Here is a 16,102-nt window from a genome sequence, read left to right as displayed (position 1 = left end):
CACTGGCGAGATCATTCGGCGGTGACGGCCTGGCTGGTGCCGCGGGCGGCGTCAGAGCCCTATGACAGCGTGACCGCCCCGAGCAGCACGCGGTGGTCGGAACACAGGCCGCCAGGATTGGTGGCACACGTCGTCGGAGGTGCGAGTGAGTCACCCGAGTAGGTGCCGGTGATCTTGTCTTCTCTGGCAAAGATCATGTCGAGCTTCGTCCCGGTGCCGCACGCCCCCTTGGAGTCCGGCGTGCTGACGGTGAGCTCACCGTAGCCGGGGCAATCGTTCGGATCCGCATCGTCCAGTTCGCGATAGCGCCCGGTGTTGCCGCGGTTGTTGGGGGTGTTCAGGGTGGAGGAATAGTAACCGTCCAGCCGCGCTGAGTTGGGCTGGAGATTGAAGTCACCCGCGATGACCACGGTGTCGCCGTTGGCATGATATGCCTCGAGCTTTCGGAGTACGGCGTTGAGCTGGGACGACCGATAGGCGTCGACGTACGTGGTGTGCGTGCTGCAGAATCGCAGGCGGGGGCGTGCCTCCAAGGGAGCGCACAGCATTTTACGCTTCTCGGTCTTGCCGTCGTCGGGAAGAGAGATCCTCTCCGCGGCTCCCAGGGGTTGTTTGCTGAAAATGGCGTTCCCGTAGTCCTTACCACTGCACGGCCCGCCTGATGTGGCGGGGTACGTGACGACGAATCGGGCGAAATTGGCGCCGTCGGCCGGCCAGCCGGCGTTTCGGAGGCCGGTCACCAGCGCCTGGTACTGGTTTATGCACAACTCGTTGAATGAAACGAAGCTCGCGCCTCGGGCGACGATGGAGGCCACCGCCGCTCGGACCATGCCGTTGGTGGCGGAGCCGTGATTCAAAGTGTTGCCGGCGACGTTCCAGTGCCAGACGGTGTAGGACTCCGCAGAGGTGGAGGCCTTCGCCGTACCGGGCACGGTCAGTGCCGTTAAGGCCGATGAAACCATCACCGCGGCAAAGCGCATCAGAAACCGCATGGACTCTCCCAGAAGTAGTTGATCGATTAGCTCGTCCTGGCTCGGCCCCGGGAAGATGACGTCCCCACAGCCACAGACCGCGAAGATCTCACCTTGCCGGCCGGATAAGGAGCACGTTGCCCAGCGTGCGCTGTCCGGTGGCGTCGGAGGGACGGTTGACGATGCCGCCTCCCGCCGTCGCCATGACGCTGGAGCCGCCGCCGTCGAGGTTCATGGCCTCCACAGCGCCTAGGCGCTTCATCAGCTCGCCGGCCTGCGCGATGCCGAGGCCCTCGCTGTAGCCGTCCCTTCGCCCGTCGACGACCACGAGCATCAGGCGGCCCTGGTCGTCCATGCCGATCATCGACCGTGGGTTGCCGCGGACGGTCCAGTTGTAGGTGAACGTCTGATCCGTGCCCTCGCGGATCACGCCGTCCGCGGCGGCGTTGACCGACACCCGGCCGTCGCGGACGAGGGCGGGACCGACCTGGAGGATGGTGGTGCCCCGGGTGAGCGGGACGCGGCGGCCCCGGCTGTCCTCGACCCGCTCGGTGACGGTCACCCTGCGTCCCGGAATGACATGTGCGAGGAGCCAGTCGGCGCTGTCACCGATCGCCTGGATGGTCGAGCCGCCCGGAGGCACGGCGGCGCCGCGCGTGGTGTTCACCGCGAGCACCCTGCCCCTAGCATCCAGTACGGCTTCCGCGCCCGCCCCGGCTGGAGGGGCGCCCCACTCAGGGGTGAAGCGGACCAGCTCCCCGGCGTCGGTGCACTTGAAGTCGTGCTGAGGCCTCTCGGTGGGCAGGTCGCCGCCGACGCCGCCGCAGTTCCAGATCTCGCCGGGGATGCGGTTGACGCCGTCGAGCTCGATGGAGTCACCGCCCGCGCGGAGCGTCAGGTGGGCGGTGTAGGCGTCGGCCTCCACCCGGCGGCCGCCGTGCGTGATCTTGATGCTGCCGCGTCCCTGGGTGGCGCTGCCGATGAGCTTGCCGTCTTTGACGTACAGGCCGGTGGGGGAGTTGTTCAGGAACCACTGCGCGTTGACGCCCGCCACCGCGCCCGTTGAGGCGATGAGGTCGGTGAGCGTCTCCATGCCGTTCAGCGTGGGCCCGAAGTCGGTGTCCACGGTGCCGCGGAAGCGACGGAAGTCGACGCGGAGGACGTGGACCTTCTGCGGCGCCCCGGCGTCGGTGCCGTCCTGCGCGGTGTAGCGGGCGCCGCCCGCAAAACCGGCCCCCCTGATCCGCGCCAGCTCGGTAGCGGCTTCGGCGGCGGTCGCGTACCGTCCGACGCGGACGATCCAGCCGAGCACGCCTCCAGGGTGATCGGCGAAGGCGGGCAGACCGACCTGCTCAATGCGGGGTTCGAAGCCCTTCTCGCGCAGCGCCGCGGTGACCCGGTCGGCGATCTCCCGGGAGCCCAGCCCCGTTCCGGCCCGGTTGAGCGGGCCGTCGATCGTGGCGGGCAGGTACACGTGGACGGTCCAGAAGTCGTCGGCGTCCTCCGCACCGAGCGTGAGCTGCGTCAGCGTCACGCCGGGCGTCACGTTCACGGGTTCGGAAGATGACGCGGCCGCGGTGGCCGGGGCCGTGGCCACCAGCGCCGCGACTGCCATGTGAAAGGGGAGAGCCTTGCGGTACATGTGTGTATCACTCCATAGGAGACGGGTTACTTCACTGCGCCCTGGGTGAGACCGGCCTGGATCTGCCGCTGGAAGATCACGTAAACGACCAGCATCGGCACGATCGCGATGGTCAGCGCGGCGAACAGCGCACCCCAGTCGGCCTGATTCCCGGCGGCGGTGGAGATGCTCGCGATGCCCTGCGGAAGCACCCACTTGTCCTCGGCGTCGCCGGGCAGCAACACCAGCGGCAGCAGGTACTGGTTCCACTGGCCGAGGATGTTGAAGATGGTCACGCTCACCAGGGCGGGCCTGGCCATGGGGAGCATCACCTGGAAGAAGGTCCTGGCGTGCGAGCAGCCGTCCATGAACGCCGCCTCCGCGACGCTGGTCGGCAATGTCTTGAAGAAGGCGGCCAGGAAGAAGACCGTGAACGGCAGCGAGTAGGCGATGTAGACGAGCACCAGGCCAGTGTGGGTGCCCAGCAGGCCGAGGTTCTTCACGACGAAGAACAGCGGGACGAGCGCCAGGAACACCGGGAAGGTGAGGCCGGAGACGAACATGTAGTAGATGAACCGGTTGCCGCTGAAGGTGTAGCGCGCCAGCACGTAGGCGGCCATCGAGCCCAGCAGCATGGTGCCGGCCACCCCGAAGAAGACCACGATGGCGCTGTTGAGGATGAACCGCCCGACGCGGGCGGTGTCCCAGGCGCTGACCCAGTTGTCCCAGCGCAGCGCTGAGGGCAGGGTGAACGGGTCGCCGAACAACTCGGTGGTGCCTTTGAAAGACCCCAGAAGGGTGATCAGCAGCGGGGCGATGACCACCACCGCCCACACCGCGAGCATGATCTGGGCCAGGACGTTGAGTGCACGGGGACCCATCAGTACTCCAATGACTCGCGCCGGGTGAGGCGCATGGTCAGCGCACTGATCGACATGATGATGAAGAACAGCACCACGCCCATGGCGGAGGCGTAGCCGAAGGTGTAGTTGCCGAAGGCGTGCTGCCAGACCTGCAGGCCGAGGACCGAGGTGGCGCCGTCCGGCCCGCCGTTGTTGATCGACAGCACCTGGACCAGTGCGAAACCGTCCAGCACCACGATGCCGAGATAGACCCAGGCCACCTGTACCGTGTTGCGCAGCAGCGGCAGGGTGATGCTGAAGAAGACGCGGAAGCGGCCCGCGCCGTCGAGTTCGGCCGCCTCGTAGATCTCCGTGGGGATGGCCGCCATGCCGGCCGAGAACAGCACCATGTAGAAGCCGACACCGGCCCAGATCATCACGCCCATGATCGACCAGAGAGCGAGGGAGGGATTGGTGAGGAAGCCCAGCGGCTCCAGGCCGAGACCGACGATCACCCGGTTGAGCACGCCCGACTCGTCGGGCCTGTAGACCAGCTGGAACAGCACGCCGACCGCGGCGAGCGACAGCACCTGCGGGAAGAAGAACACCACACGGTAGAACGCCGATCCCCGTAGGCCCGTCCTTCGGCGCCCGCCCACGTTGAGGAGGAAGGCGAAGGTCAGGGCCAGACAGATGGTGATCAGAGGGACAGCAAGCAGCATCTGCCCGTGGTTGCGCAGGGCCTTCCAGAACATGTCGTCCTGAAATATCCGGAAAAAGTTGTCGAGGCCCACGTAGTTGGCCCGCGCCGACACCCCACGCCAGTTGGTCAGCGCGATCTGGAACGCCTGCAGGTAGGGCCCGATCACGAGGACCGCGTAGATCAACACCGGTGCCGCGAGGAAACCGGCAATGAAGACGGGTCTGCCGCGTCGCATGATCAGCGCTGGTACTTCTTGATGGTGGAGTCGGCCTTGATCTCGTCGGCCTTCTTCTGCATGCGCCGGGTGAACTCGGCCGCCGTGACCCGGCCGTACATCAGCGCGTTGGTCGCGTCCCTGATCTCGTACAGCAGAGGCTGGTACCAGCCGTTCCACTTCCACGTGATCAGGGCCTTGGCCGCTCCGGCCGTGGCCAGGGCCTGCTGGCTGACCAGGGTGCCGGGAGACAGGTCCAGCCCGTCGGCGGCCCCGGGCACGGTAGTGAGCCAGCCGCTGGCCCGGGTGTAGGCACGAGCGCCCTCCTTGGAGACCATCAGGCGCATGAACTCCTGCGCGGCGGCGGTGTTCTGCCCCTTGGCGGCCACGAGCATGGCGCTGCCGAGGAGGGCGTGGACGGCCGCGATCGGGAGCGCGTCGGAGGAGGTGATGCTCGGGGTGGGCATCATGGTGTACTCGAAGCCCTCGGGCGTTGACTTTTTCTGCTCGCTCTCCAGCCAGTCGCCGCAGGGGTAGAAGGCGAGCTTGCCCTGGTTCTGCCGCAGTTGCACCTCGGTGTGGATCAGACCTTCGAAGCTTTTGTCGGAGAACCGGCCGCCGATCTCGGCCCACGCCTCGGCGGCTTGCCTGACCGCGTCCGCCTCCCAGGCACCGTCTTCGAGGTTGTCGATGGCGCGCAGGAGATCCAGGCCGCCGATCTTCGCGGCGGAGGTGAGGATGACCTCGGCCTGGTAGTCCGCCGCATTCTTGCCGGCGAAGCCGTACGGTGTGACGCCGGACTTCTTGATCTCCTCGCACAGCTGGATGAAGGCGTCCCAGGTCGCGGGAGGCTGCAGGCCCAGCTTGGCGTTGTACCAGATGCCGAAGGAGCGCGCGACGAAAGAGATCGTGTACGGCACGCCGTCCACAAGGGTGCTCTCATAGGAACCGGGGAGGAGACTGTCCTTGATCTTCTTGCTGGGGTCGTCGATCGAGGGCGCGTTGTAGAAGTCGGTCAGGTCGAGGACCTGGCCGTCCTGGACCAGGGCGCCGAAGCTGAGCGCGTCCGCACCGGCGTTGTCGATGAAGTCGGGCGGGTTCCCGCCGACGAAGCGCGGCTGCAGCGTTTGCGACATGCGCTCGGACATGGTCCGCTGGATCTGGACCTTGGGGAACTTGTTCTGCAGCAGGGGCTCGACGGCGTCGCCCAGGTAGTTCGGGCTGCCGCCCTTGAAATAGGCGAGCTCGACGCTTCCTCCGTCCGGCACGCCGAAGGGGTTGTCCGCGGTGATCTTGCCCGCGGGTGCTTTGGCGGGCGCGCTGGTGTCCCCACCGCCCATGGCGCAACCGCTGAGCAGGCTCGCACCGAGCAGACACAGCGCATGGCGCCGGGACGGCTGTGAGCTGATGTGCATATCTCCTCCCGGGGAGAGGAACGGGTGCCCGCAGCCTAGAAGCGCTCCCGGCTTAATTCAATCCCTAAGTTGTCTAATTATTTGCGTTACGATCCTGTCATGTATCTGGACAACTCACTGCCTCCGGCAGGAGTCGCGGTCTTCTACACGGTGCTGACGCAGGGACCGGTCAGCCGCCGGCACGTCGCGCGTCACCTGGGCCTGTCCATGACAATGGTCGCCAAGGTGACGCGTCCGCTGATCGACGCCGGTTACCTGGAGGAACTTCCCGACAAGGAGCGCACCGGGCCAGGCGCGGGCCGTCCGGCCAGTCCGCTGGCGGTTCGGACCCATCGGGAGCGGATCGCCGGCATCAAGGTCACCGTCAATGAGTTGACCGGTGTGACCACCGACCTCACCGCGCAGATCCGCGAAGAGGAGCGCGTGCCGCTCCCCTCGTGCACGGTGCACGAAGTCATCGCGGGCATCGGCACGCTGCTGGACAAGCTGGGCGGCGGCATCACCAGACTGGGCCTGTCCGTGCCCGGCGACGTGGATCGCCGAGCGGGACTCGTGCGCCACGCACCCATGCTGGGCTGGCACGACGTGCCCCTGGGCGACCTGGTGGCCACGATCACGCGCCTGCCGAGTGTCAGCGTGGAGAACGACGTCAAGGCGCTGACAGCGTCGGAGCACTGGTTCGGCGTGGGCGTCGGCGCCACCTCGCTCGTCCTGGTGACCGTCGGCACCGGCATCGGCTGCGGGCTCATTCTCGGCGGCAGCCCGCTGGGCGGGGCCTACGGAGTGGCGGGCGAACTCGGGCACGCGACCGTCGAGCTCGGCGGCAAGCCGTGCTACTGCGGCGGCTCCGGCTGCCTGGAGACCATCGCCTCGACCGACGCCATCGTCTCGGCCATTCGCCAACAGACCGGCGAGGCGCACCTGACCCTCGAGCAGGCGGTCGCCCACGCCAGGTCCGGTGACGCCGCCGCTCGGGAGGTCTTCGAGAAGGCGGCCAACGCCGTGGGCGTCGGCATCTCAACAGTTGCCAACCTCCTGGGTCCCGAACAGATCGTGGTCACCGGGGAGGGGTTGGCCGCCGCCCGCGATCTGATGGAGCCCGCAGTGCGTACGGCTTTCGCCACGCAGACGATAGGTTCAGCCGCGCGCGCCAGGCTGACGGTTCGCGAGACGTCCTTCCCTGACTGGGCGCGCGGCGCCGCCGTCATCGCCATCCAGGACCTCATCACCACCAGCCGCTGAGCCGTACGAAGAGGAATCACTCGTCACTCGGCACGGATCGCCGTCACCGCTTCCCGGCGGGCCGGGCTCCACACGCTCAGATTGCCGCGCTGATCCGCGGCCACTGGGGGCGTGGAGCCCTGCAGCCCCTTAGCGACGTCACTTATCACGAGGACGCCTGTAAATCCCGCACCGGCACCGCGTCACGGTGGCAGGAAGGAGCCACCGGCCAGGCCTGATCGGTGGAACGGGTGACCCCGTAGGCGGTGGCGGCCAGATCGGCTGACAAGCCGGTCAAGACCGCCACACCGGCGACAGCGAGGCCCAGCAGGGCGGTGAAGGAGAGCGCCGCAGCGGTGTTATGAGGACGGACGACCACTAAGAGTAGGGCTCGCATACCGTGAACGACACGCTCCGAGTGGCCCTCGTGGGGGTCAGCAGGTGGTAGACGATCGTGTGCCGACCGGCCTCGAAGGCGCCAAAGGGTTCGCGCCGGTCCTTGGTCGTCGTGGTCACCCAGCCCGTCTTCCGCCCTTCGTCCTGGCCGTCCACCACCCAACGGTAGGTGTACTCCACCTGCTTGCAAGGCGGAGATCCCTGTGTGACCGGGACCTGGTGGCCCAACGTCAGCTCGGCATGCACCCGCCGGGCGCCATAGGTCCCCCGATGCTCGCCCTACACCTGCCTGCACCAGTCCGCGCTCGTCAACACGCTGCTGCTTCAACAGGTCCTCGCCGAACCGGCCTGAGGGAAGAAGCTCACCGAGGAGGACCGGCGCGGGCTGACCGCGCTGTTCTGGTCGAACATCAACCCGTACGGCACCTTCCGCCTCGACATGGACGACAGCTCGACCTCGTGCTGTCCCCGGCCGTGCCCAAACCGCCCGGTGCCACAGACCGTCGGCTTCGCGCCGAGGAGTCAGCGTCGTGACGCTTTGGGCGACACCGACTGCCGCGGCGTCAGGGGCTGGCAGGTCAGGGCCGGCGTCCGATGAAACACAGGAACTCCGTCTGGGCATCGGCGCCCTCGGGCACCGGGGTGCTCGGGTCGAACGCACCTGTGGCCAGGAGCCCCGCATGGTGCTGGATCAACGCTTGGTGGGTGCGAGCGACAGCATCAGAGTCGAGGACCTCGTCGCCGCCGGTGGCGCGGGCCAGGTCCCACGTGTGTCCCAGCATCTCCAGGGAGCCGATCACGTCGGCGGCGTGCTCCACCGGGACCGGCCCGAGCGGGCCGCCGGGCAGTCGCCGCGAGGCCAGCGCAGGGTCGCGGAGCATCGCCAGCATGTCGTCACGGCAGGCGGTGAACGCCACCGCCAGGTCTGCGCCGGCTTCCACAGCCGGCGCATCAGCCATGGGAGAAACCGCGACGCCATGTGCGGCGCTCGGCGGGGTCCTATGGACCAGGGCCAGGATGCCGCGGTGCCCGTTGATGACGTGCGCGACCACGTCGCGGGCCGTCCAGCTCTGACAGGGACTCTTCGCCTCCCACAGGTGGTCGGGGGTGGCCCTGATCCGGGCCAGGAAGCTCTCTGCAAGTTGGGCGTAGCGATCTGCGATAGACATGAAGGAATTCCTGTTGTTTGACATGGGGGTGTGAGCGCCTGCCCGGTGAGTCATCGGGGTTCGAGATCTCGGAGGACCTCGTCGAGGCGGTGCATGACGATGGAGCGCCAGCCGCCGCCCATGAGCGTGCGGGCGCGCTGCTGGAGTGGGTTGTCGGGGTCGAAGCCCTCGTGGGCGAGGAAGAGCCGGGTGCCGCGGCCCTCGGACTTCAGAGTCCAGGTGATGGTCCAGTCTGCACCGTTGGGGTTATCGGGGTCGGCGTCGCGCCAGCCGATGCGCAGCATGCGTTCGCACTCGAAGGCCAGCACCTCGGCCTGGATGGCGCCGGAGAAGCCGGTGCCCGGCATAGCCTTAGCCTGCATGGTGTAGCGGTGGCCGACCTCCAGGCGGAAGTCGCCGGGCATCAGCCATTGGGCGATCAGCTCAGGCTCGGTCAGCGCCCGCCACACCTTCACTGGCGGATGTGCCAGGAATTGGTCGACTCGGACGGCGGTCAGATCGTCATCGGTCACGACTCATCACCGTCCAGCGAATCGAGGAGGTCGCGAAGCCCGGTGAGCTTCTCCCTCCAGAACCGCTCGAACGGATTCAGCCACTCCTGCACCTCATACAAGGCGGCGCCCTCCAGACGGTAGAGCCGCTGCCGTCCTGCCCGGGCCTCGCTGACCAGCCCGGCCTCCCGCAGCACCCGCAGCTGCTCGGAGAAGCTCGGGCGGGCCATGGCGAAGTGCGAGGCGAGTTCGTTGACCGACTGAGGCCCGGCATCCCGCAGCAGCCGCAGAACCTCTCGGCGTACTGGGCTGGCCAGAGCCGCGAACACCCGCTCCTCGGCGCTCGTCTCGACGGGGGGCATCGGGGTCAGAGGCCCGAGGAGGCCGGTGCGGAGAGAACGAAGCTGTTGCCGTCCGGGTCTGTGAGGGTGACCTGGCGGCCCCAGGGCAGATCCGTCTGGCCCTGGACAGCAGCACCGGCCTTCAGCAGTTCAGCGCAGTCGGCATCCAAGTCGGACGTCTCCAGGATGATGCCGGTCGCGCTGCCGGGGGTGAAGCCCTGCTCGGCAGTGGCCAGCGTGAAGCTGGTCTGGGCACCCTTCGGGGCAACCTGGAGCCATCGCACCGGGCCCATCTGCTGGTCAACGACTACCTCGAAACCCAGTACGGCGACGTAGAAGTCCTTCGCGCGGTCCTGGTCGGAAACAGGCACCGTGACGATCTTGGTGTGCGTGATGTTCATGCCCTCACTATAGGTCATAGGTAGGAAATTTCCTACCTATGACGTCGATCTGCCGACTCGATCGAACGTGGCGGTGGCGTCCAGGCCGGTGACGGCGAAGCGGCGTACCAGGCTCATGGCGCCGGCGGTGTCCCAGCGGGCGCGATTCAATAGCCGCTGGGTGGCGGCGGGAGAGCGGTCCCCGGCGTGCTCGGCGATCGTCCATCCGTTGCGTTTGGGCAGGCCGGACATGACGGCGCGGATGTATCTGGCGGCTTGGAGGCGGGGTTCGATGCGGGTGAACATCGGCGCCAGCGCGTGGGCAGGTCGTTCATGTTCCGTTGCACCCGCCGGGCCTCTAGGATGGCTCAGCAGCCCCTTTGGATCTTGTACTCGTCACACAGTCATGATCACGAGCGGCTGCTCTTGTTGTGCCTGCTTCCGTTCACAAGATCGCATCGGCCCCTCTCGCGTACGTGCTGTAACGCTGGTTCGGAGGCAGCCACCGACCCGAAATCCCGCGTCTTCACGGATGTGCCGCCGTACCAGGCCGAGCCAGCCGGTGCGCGGCCAGGAGCGACGCCCAGCTCAGACCGAGCGTGATGGCGATGGCGAAGGCGACATTGGCCACCCGGGAGCCCTGCGACACGAAGATCGAGATCCAGGCCGCCAGAAAGAGCGCGCCGGTCACCGTACTGAAGGCTGCCCAGCCGCGGCGGCCGACTGCCGCGAACCACCGGCTGAATGTGAAACACGCGGCGATCAGCGCGAGAAAGGCGATCCCGGAGACGAGGAAGTGCGCCATCCCGTGCGTGCTCATGCTCGTGGGCGGGCCGAGGGGCGTGCCCGGCGGGAAGCCGTCAGCGGGGTCGGCGGAGAAGAGGGCGGCGGCGACCATGCCGGCGCCGAGGACGCCGATCAGCCGCGGCCCCCAAGCGCCGCCCCGTCCCGCCGGATCCCGCACCCGGTGCAGGCCCACCGCTCCCGCCACGAAAAGCAGGCCGCTGACCGCGAAGTTGGCGATCTGGACCCATCCCAGGTCACCGTTGCTCAGCATGCTGGCCGGATGCCGGCTGATGTCGAACCCGTCCCTGGTGAGCATCTGTATCAGGACCACGACGATGTAGAGCGGGCCGGCGACGATGCCGCACATCAGCAGCGTCCGTGCCGCTCCGCCGGCCGCCGTGGTGGTGAGGTTGTCGGTCATCGGTCTACTCCTCTCATGAGAACGGACGACTCAGTGCGTGGCGGGTCAGCTGTTAACATCGCTGCCGGTCCCGGGAGCGTAGTGCTGCACGGCGAACGCGACGGCCGTGGCGAGGTCGTCGTCGCAGGTACCCCACGCGGCCTGGACCGCGCGCCCCCAGGCGTGCAGCTGGCGGTGGCGAACGCCTTCTCCCCGGGCATGTCCTCCGAGGTCGCGGGGCCGAACGTGACGCCGCGCAGGAACAGGTCGAGGCCGACCGCCTGGCTGCCGATCTCCCGGTGGGTGGCGTTTATCTGGTTGACGATGTCGATCATTCGCCTTCTTCCTCTTCGTCGTTCGAGTCCGGTCGTCGCTCCGCGGACGGCGTCTCGTCAAGCGGGTGGCGACGCTCGCGCCGGGCGCGCGCGAGTTCGGTGCCCAGCGTGTCCAGGTGCCGGCTCCAGAACCGGCGCAAACGCTCCAGTCGGATGCCGACCTCCTTGGGGTGGTACGGAGCCGGCGCGGCAGGGGTGCTGGGCTGCCGACCGCGCTGCGAGCATGTCGAGCGCGCACGGAGTAACAATCTCAGTTGATACTTATATAAGTCAAGGTGAATAAGGCGGCGCGGGTTCTCCCTGCGACCTCGGCCGGAACGCTCGACTTTTGACCGGGCCAAGAAGCCCTTCACGGGGCGACCTCCCGGTCCGCGAATCGGATCGGCCCATCCCGCGTTCGTGCTGGTCACAAGGCGAATGGTGACTGCCGTACTAGACCGTCCCGTTATGATCACCTACACCCTCACGGGGTCCGCAAGCATGCCAGCCCGCTCTAGCCAAGATCGGGCGTCTCGGGCAGGCGCTTGGTGTTCCTACACGTCAGTAGAGTCCCGGAGGACCCCGGGACAGGTGTGATCAGAAGTAGCCAGGGGCCTCGGCCCGGCCGCGGAAGGCCCACCAGCTGAAGGCCTGGTAGCTGAGCATGACGGGGAGGAGGATGACGCCGAAGGCGGTCAGTGTCTCCAGGGTGGCGGTGTCGGCGGCGACCTCGGTGAAGGTGAGGCTGTGCCGCGGGTCGGCGCTGGAGACGAGCATGTAGGGGAAGGTCGATAGCCCGGCCAGCGGGACAGGCAGCGCGACGGCGGCCGCGGTGGCGGTGAAAGCGCGTCCCGGCCTGCCGTGCCGCAGCGCCGTACGGCCGGCCAGGGGCAGGAGCGTCAGCAGCGCGGTCGTCGCGGTCGCCACGAGCGGGTTCGGCGGCCGCACACCGAGCGCGAAGCCGGCGGCGAAGGTGACGACCACGGCAGCCGCCGACCAGGTCAAGGCGCTGCGCGCGACCGATTCCGCACGACCGGCCACCTCGCCTGTGGCGCGCAGGGCGAGGAACGCGCCGCCGTGCCCGATGAGGAGCAGCACGCCGGTCACCCCGGCCAGCAGCACGAACGGGTGTAGCACGTCACCGGGCGAGAGGACGAATCCGTGGCCGCCGCGCAGCGGGACACCGGCCAGCAGCAGCCCGATCAGCGTGCCCATCAGGAACGCGGGGATCGCGCCGCCGGCGACGATGAGTACGTCCCACACGCGACGCGCGGCCGCGCCCCGGGAACGACCGCGTAGCTGGACGCCGGCCTTGCCCGCGACCAGACCGATCAGAAGCAGGACCACCAGCGGATACAGGCCCGACAGCAGGGTTCCCTCCAGCAGTGGGAACGCGCCGAACAGCACGCCGGCGGCTGCGACCAGCCACACCTCGTTGCCGAAGAAGTACGGCCCGAGCGCTGCCAGGGCCTGGCGGCGGCCGCCCTCGTCCCTGCCTGCCAGGGGAAGCAGCAGTTGCACGCCGTAGTCGAAGCCGGCGAGCACGAAATACCCGGTGAGAAGCAAGCCCAGCAGCGAGAGCCAGAAGAGTTCCATGACGGTCCTTCAGAATGCAGGTACGGGTTCGGCGGCCGGTTCGGTGGGCGCGGGATCCAGCCCGCGGCGGACGGTGCGCGCGATCAGGACCCAGTTGGTGACGGCCAGAGCGCCGAGCACGACGACGAAGGCGGCCAGCGAGCTGATCATCATGGTCCGGGCCAGGCCGGGCGACAGGGCTTGGGCCGTGGTGAGCTGGCCAAACACGATCCAGGGCTGCCGGCCGATCTCGCGGGAGATCCAGCCGCCGACGGAGGCGACGAAGGGCAGCGGAATGAGGATCGGCAGCAGCCGCAGCAGCGGCCCGACGGGCCGCAACAGCAGGACCACGCCCATGATCAGAACCCAGAGCAGGTAGATCGGCCCGCGGTACGGCCCCGGCTCGTTGAACAAGAAGCCACCGAAATACTCGCCGGCCGGGTAGGCGGTCAGCGCGACAGCGACCACGGCGGGTGTCCGGCGCCGCAGCAGCGGTTCGCGGAAGACGACCAGGAAGGCCGCGAGCGCGAGGATGCCCAGCAGGTAACCGAGTCCGATCATGACGTACTGCCCCCACAGGACCCAGCCGGGCTCGTCCATCATCGCCAGCTTGGCCGGTTGCGTGGCGGCGATGATCGGGTATTGCAGGCCGCCGGCGGCGTAGAGGGGGAAGGTGGTGACGGCGGCCACGAGGACGCCGGTCCGCAGCGGACCGCGGAAATTCTGCCTGCCGCGACGCAGGTGGTGGGCGCTGACCCCGGCGATGAACAGGCCGCCGGTCAGGAGCGCGGCGAGACTCACGTGGGCCAGCGCCACCAGCGCGCTCGGATTGGTGAGCAGCGCGCCGAAGTCGGTCAGGTAGGCCACGCCGTCCCTGACCACCGAACCGACGGGGGCCTGCATATAGCCGTTGGCGACCAGCACCCAGAAGGCGGAGGCGTAGGCGGTGGCCGTGACCAGCCAGATCAACGTGACGTGCAGCCCAGGCCGCAGACTGTCCCAGCCGAAGATCCACATGCCGAGAAAGGTCGACTCGGCGAAGAACGCGATGAGCGTCTCCAGAGCCAGCGGGGCGCCGAAGACGTTGCCTGCGTAGGTGCCGAGGCCGCTCCACACCATGCCGAACTGGAACTCCATCACCAGACCGGTGACGATGCCGAGCGCGTAGTTGATCACATAGATCTGGCCCCAGAACCGGGTCATCCGGACCAATGCCGCACGCCGTACGCGATCCCGTTCCCGCAAGGAGCGCGTCTGCATGATCGCGACGAGTGGCACGAGGCCGAGGGTGAGGATGACGAACAGCCAGTGCACGCCCGTCGTGACGGCGAACTGCAGGCGGGCCAGATCCAAGGTGTCCACGAAGACGACCCTAGAAAGGCGGGCTATATGCTGTCCAAGACCAGTGTTCTCATAAATTCATAGCTGTAGAGGCATAATGGATCTGCTGTCGCTCCGCTACTTCCAGGCTGTGGCCCGCCACGAGCACATCAGCAAGGCGGCAGACGAGCTCCGCATCGCCCAGCCCTCACTTAGCCGGACCATCGCGCGGCTGGAGGCCGATCTGGGCGTGCCCCTGTTCGACCGGCACGGCAGACGGATCCGCCTCAACCGGTTCGGCGCCGCGTTCCTGCGCCGGGTGGACAGAGCTCTGGTCGAGCTGGACGACGCCAGGCGCGAACTCACTGACGCCGCCGGCCTCACCCACGGCAGCGTCTCGCTCGCCTCGGAAGCGCTGCTCACGATCACCGAACCGGTCAAGAGCTTCATCGCCGAGCATCCAGGCGTCGCCGTACGTCTCTTTCAGGCGGCACCGGAGGTCATGGCCGGGCGGCTGAGCGAAGGACAGGTCGACTTCTGCCTGGCCTCCGAGGTGCTCGACGGGCCGGGGCTGGGCCGTGAGGAGCTGGTGCGCGAGGAGGTCCTGCTCGCCGTGCCGCTCGGGCACCGCCTCGCCGGCCGGCGGGAGGTGACCATGGCCGACCTCGCGGGCGAACCCGTCGTCACCACCCGGCCGGGGTACTGGCAGCGGAGCCTGGCCGAGCGGCTGTTTTCCGAGGCCGGGCTGGAGCTGGTGGTCGCCTGTGAGATCGACGAGGCGACCGCGGCCATCGAGATGGTCAGCGCCGGGCTTGGCGTGGGGTTCTTGCCCGCGTGGTATCTCCGCTCGCCGCTGGCGGCATTGCGGGCGCCGTTCTCTCCCGTACGGCTGGCCGCTCCCGGCGCCGAGCGGGTACTGCGGCTGTTCTGGCGGGAGGGGGCCTATGTGTCCGAGGCGGCCCGCCGCTTCCGCGACCACCTGACCGCCTCGCTGATGGCGGCTTAGGCCTGTGATCTGCGGCGATAGCGGTCAAGCCCGATGACACACGCGATTTGATGATCTGTACAACCTGGTCTGCGATCCGGCGTTCCTATCCGAGGAGTGGCGACGCGTCTCGACGAACACCGGCGCGCAGACGGCCGGGATCGACGGGCTGACCGTGGCCGCTATCGATCCTGCCGGTCTCCTGCGGGGTTCGGCCCAACCGCCGCGCCCAGGACGCGATCGAGGAGATCGTCAATCTGGCCCGGCGTGGTTACCACGTCGTGCTGGAGGCCGGCATCGAGGCGTGTTGATCAGATCGATCATGCTGCGTTGATGGAACGGATCCGCTTGAGGATCTCCGACAAACGCGTGCTGGCGCTGGTGAAGGCGTTCCTCAAGGCCGGGGTGATGCACCACGGCTTGTTCAAGGACAGTCTCACCGGCGCTCCCCAGGGCGCGATCTTGTCCCCGTTGCCGGCCGACATCGCCCTGACGGCACTGGATGAGCACTTCTCCAACCAGTGGCACACCCTGATGGGAACCGATTACCAGCGCACCAAGCGCAGGCGAGCCGGGCAGGGCAACTGGCGGCTGGTCCGTTACTCGACGACTTCGTCGTCATGGTGTTCGGGACAGCTGACCGGGTCGCCGAGGCCGAACGTGAAGGCTGGCTCGGCGAGGTCGAAGGACTCCAGGTCAGCCTGGCTGGCGCCGAGGAGAAGGTCCGCCAGTTCGATCGGGGCCACGGGCAGCACACGGCCGTGGACCTTGGCATCCCCACCACGCGCGGTGATCGGTGAACCCCACGAAGGTGGGCTGCCGCATGGCCCTCAACCAAGTCACCGGGGTTGGTATCCGCTGCGACGTCACGAAATGATCAGCGGCGAGGCCGGTCGTGAGCCCGACGCGTTCTTGGAGCCATGAGCACGTAACCAAGTCTGGTGCCGGGGGCGGTCGA

16 protein-coding genes and 1 pseudogene are annotated in these 16,102 nt (G+C 67.8%); 3 read left to right on the top strand and 14 right to left on the bottom strand.

What is annotated here, in order from left to right; translation table 11 throughout:
- Positions 1–59 precede the first annotated feature (59 nt).
- From E1294_RS33140 to ngcE, 5 genes are all read right to left on the bottom strand, one after another.
- On the bottom strand, positions 60–992 hold the full coding sequence (locus E1294_RS33140; RefSeq protein ID WP_220448060.1) for an endonuclease/exonuclease/phosphatase family protein: 933 nt from the start codon (positions 990–992) through the stop codon (positions 60–62).
- 88 nt (positions 993–1,080) lie between these two features.
- On the bottom strand, positions 1,081–2,586 hold the full coding sequence (locus E1294_RS33135) for a phosphodiester glycosidase family protein (RefSeq protein ID WP_165977602.1): 1,506 nt from the start codon (positions 2,584–2,586) through the stop codon (positions 1,081–1,083).
- Between the two features lie 53 nt (positions 2,587–2,639).
- Positions 2,640–3,473, bottom strand: a complete 834-nt coding sequence (locus tag E1294_RS33130) for a carbohydrate ABC transporter permease (RefSeq protein WP_132514914.1) — start codon at positions 3,471–3,473, stop codon at positions 2,640–2,642.
- Positions 3,473–4,372, bottom strand: coding sequence for a carbohydrate ABC transporter permease (locus tag E1294_RS33125; RefSeq protein ID WP_132514913.1), 900 nt, complete (start codon positions 4,370–4,372; stop codon positions 3,473–3,475). Before E1294_RS33125 ends, E1294_RS33130 begins: the two co-directional genes overlap by 1 nt.
- Positions 4,373–4,374: 2 nt before the next feature.
- Positions 4,375–5,766 (bottom strand): N-acetylglucosamine/diacetylchitobiose ABC transporter substrate-binding protein, encoded by a 1,392-nt coding sequence (ngcE, locus tag E1294_RS33120; RefSeq protein WP_132514912.1) that lies wholly within the window; start codon positions 5,764–5,766, stop codon positions 4,375–4,377.
- 99 nt (positions 5,767–5,865) lie between these two features.
- Between ngcE and E1294_RS33115 the strand changes: the two genes are divergently transcribed.
- Positions 5,866–7,008, top strand: coding sequence for an ROK family protein (locus E1294_RS33115; RefSeq protein ID WP_132514911.1), 1,143 nt, complete (start codon positions 5,866–5,868; stop codon positions 7,006–7,008).
- A 357-nt stretch (positions 7,009–7,365) separates the two neighbouring features.
- Here E1294_RS33115 and E1294_RS33110 read toward each other — a convergent pair whose 3' ends face one another.
- From E1294_RS33110 to E1294_RS33070, 9 genes and pseudogenes are all read right to left on the bottom strand, one after another.
- On the bottom strand, positions 7,366–7,563 hold the full coding sequence (locus tag E1294_RS33110) for a hypothetical protein (RefSeq protein WP_132514910.1): 198 nt from the start codon (positions 7,561–7,563) through the stop codon (positions 7,366–7,368).
- A gap of 398 nt (positions 7,564–7,961) precedes the next feature.
- Positions 7,962–8,552 (bottom strand): maleylpyruvate isomerase family mycothiol-dependent enzyme, encoded by a 591-nt coding sequence (locus E1294_RS33105; RefSeq protein WP_165977601.1) that lies wholly within the window; start codon positions 8,550–8,552, stop codon positions 7,962–7,964.
- Positions 8,553–8,602: 50 nt separating this feature from the next.
- A complete protein-coding gene (locus E1294_RS33100; protein WP_132514908.1) occupies positions 8,603–9,064 on the bottom strand; it encodes an SRPBCC family protein in 462 nt (153 codons plus the stop codon).
- Positions 9,061–9,405 (bottom strand): ArsR/SmtB family transcription factor, encoded by a 345-nt coding sequence (locus tag E1294_RS33095; RefSeq protein ID WP_132514907.1) that lies wholly within the window; start codon positions 9,403–9,405, stop codon positions 9,061–9,063. The genes E1294_RS33100 and E1294_RS33095 overlap by 4 nt, the downstream gene beginning before the upstream one ends.
- Before the next feature lie 5 nt (positions 9,406–9,410).
- The gene (locus E1294_RS33090) at positions 9,411–9,785 is read right to left on the bottom strand and encodes a VOC family protein (protein ID WP_132514906.1); all 375 of its coding nucleotides are present in this window, start codon (positions 9,783–9,785) and stop codon (positions 9,411–9,413) included.
- 69 nt (positions 9,786–9,854) lie between these two features.
- A pseudogene (locus tag E1294_RS33085) lies at positions 9,855–10,070 on the bottom strand (IS701 family transposase); the annotation flags it as partial.
- A gap of 220 nt (positions 10,071–10,290) precedes the next feature.
- Positions 10,291–10,971 carry a DUF998 domain-containing protein gene (locus E1294_RS33080; RefSeq protein ID WP_132514904.1) on the bottom strand — a complete coding sequence of 227 codons (681 nt, stop codon included), beginning with the start codon at positions 10,969–10,971 and terminating at the stop codon, positions 10,291–10,293.
- A gap of 890 nt (positions 10,972–11,861) precedes the next feature.
- A complete protein-coding gene (gene cydB, locus E1294_RS33075; protein ID WP_132514903.1) occupies positions 11,862–12,860 on the bottom strand; it encodes a cytochrome d ubiquinol oxidase subunit II in 999 nt (332 codons plus the stop codon).
- 9 nt (positions 12,861–12,869) lie between these two features.
- Positions 12,870–14,201, bottom strand: coding sequence for a cytochrome ubiquinol oxidase subunit I (locus E1294_RS33070; RefSeq protein WP_132514902.1), 1,332 nt, complete (start codon positions 14,199–14,201; stop codon positions 12,870–12,872).
- A gap of 76 nt (positions 14,202–14,277) precedes the next feature.
- Here E1294_RS33070 and E1294_RS33065 point away from each other — a divergent pair, with 76 nt between their 5' ends.
- Both E1294_RS33065 and E1294_RS53145 read left to right on the top strand, forming a co-directional pair.
- The gene (locus E1294_RS33065) at positions 14,278–15,165 is read left to right on the top strand and encodes a LysR family transcriptional regulator (protein ID WP_132514901.1); all 888 of its coding nucleotides are present in this window, start codon (positions 14,278–14,280) and stop codon (positions 15,163–15,165) included.
- A 309-nt stretch (positions 15,166–15,474) separates the two neighbouring features.
- Positions 15,475–16,068 carry an RNA-dependent RNA polymerase family protein gene (locus E1294_RS53145; protein WP_165977600.1) on the top strand — a complete coding sequence of 198 codons (594 nt, stop codon included), beginning with the start codon at positions 15,475–15,477 and terminating at the stop codon, positions 16,066–16,068.
- The last annotated feature ends 34 nt before the right edge of the window (positions 16,069–16,102 follow it).

Origin of the sequence: Nonomuraea diastatica (genome assembly GCF_004349015.1) — a bacterium.
GTDB lineage: Bacteria > Actinomycetota > Actinomycetes > Streptosporangiales > Streptosporangiaceae > Nonomuraea > Nonomuraea diastatica.
The sequence above is the reverse complement of the archived record's forward strand: the minus strand, read 5'-3'. Positions and strand labels throughout refer to the sequence as shown.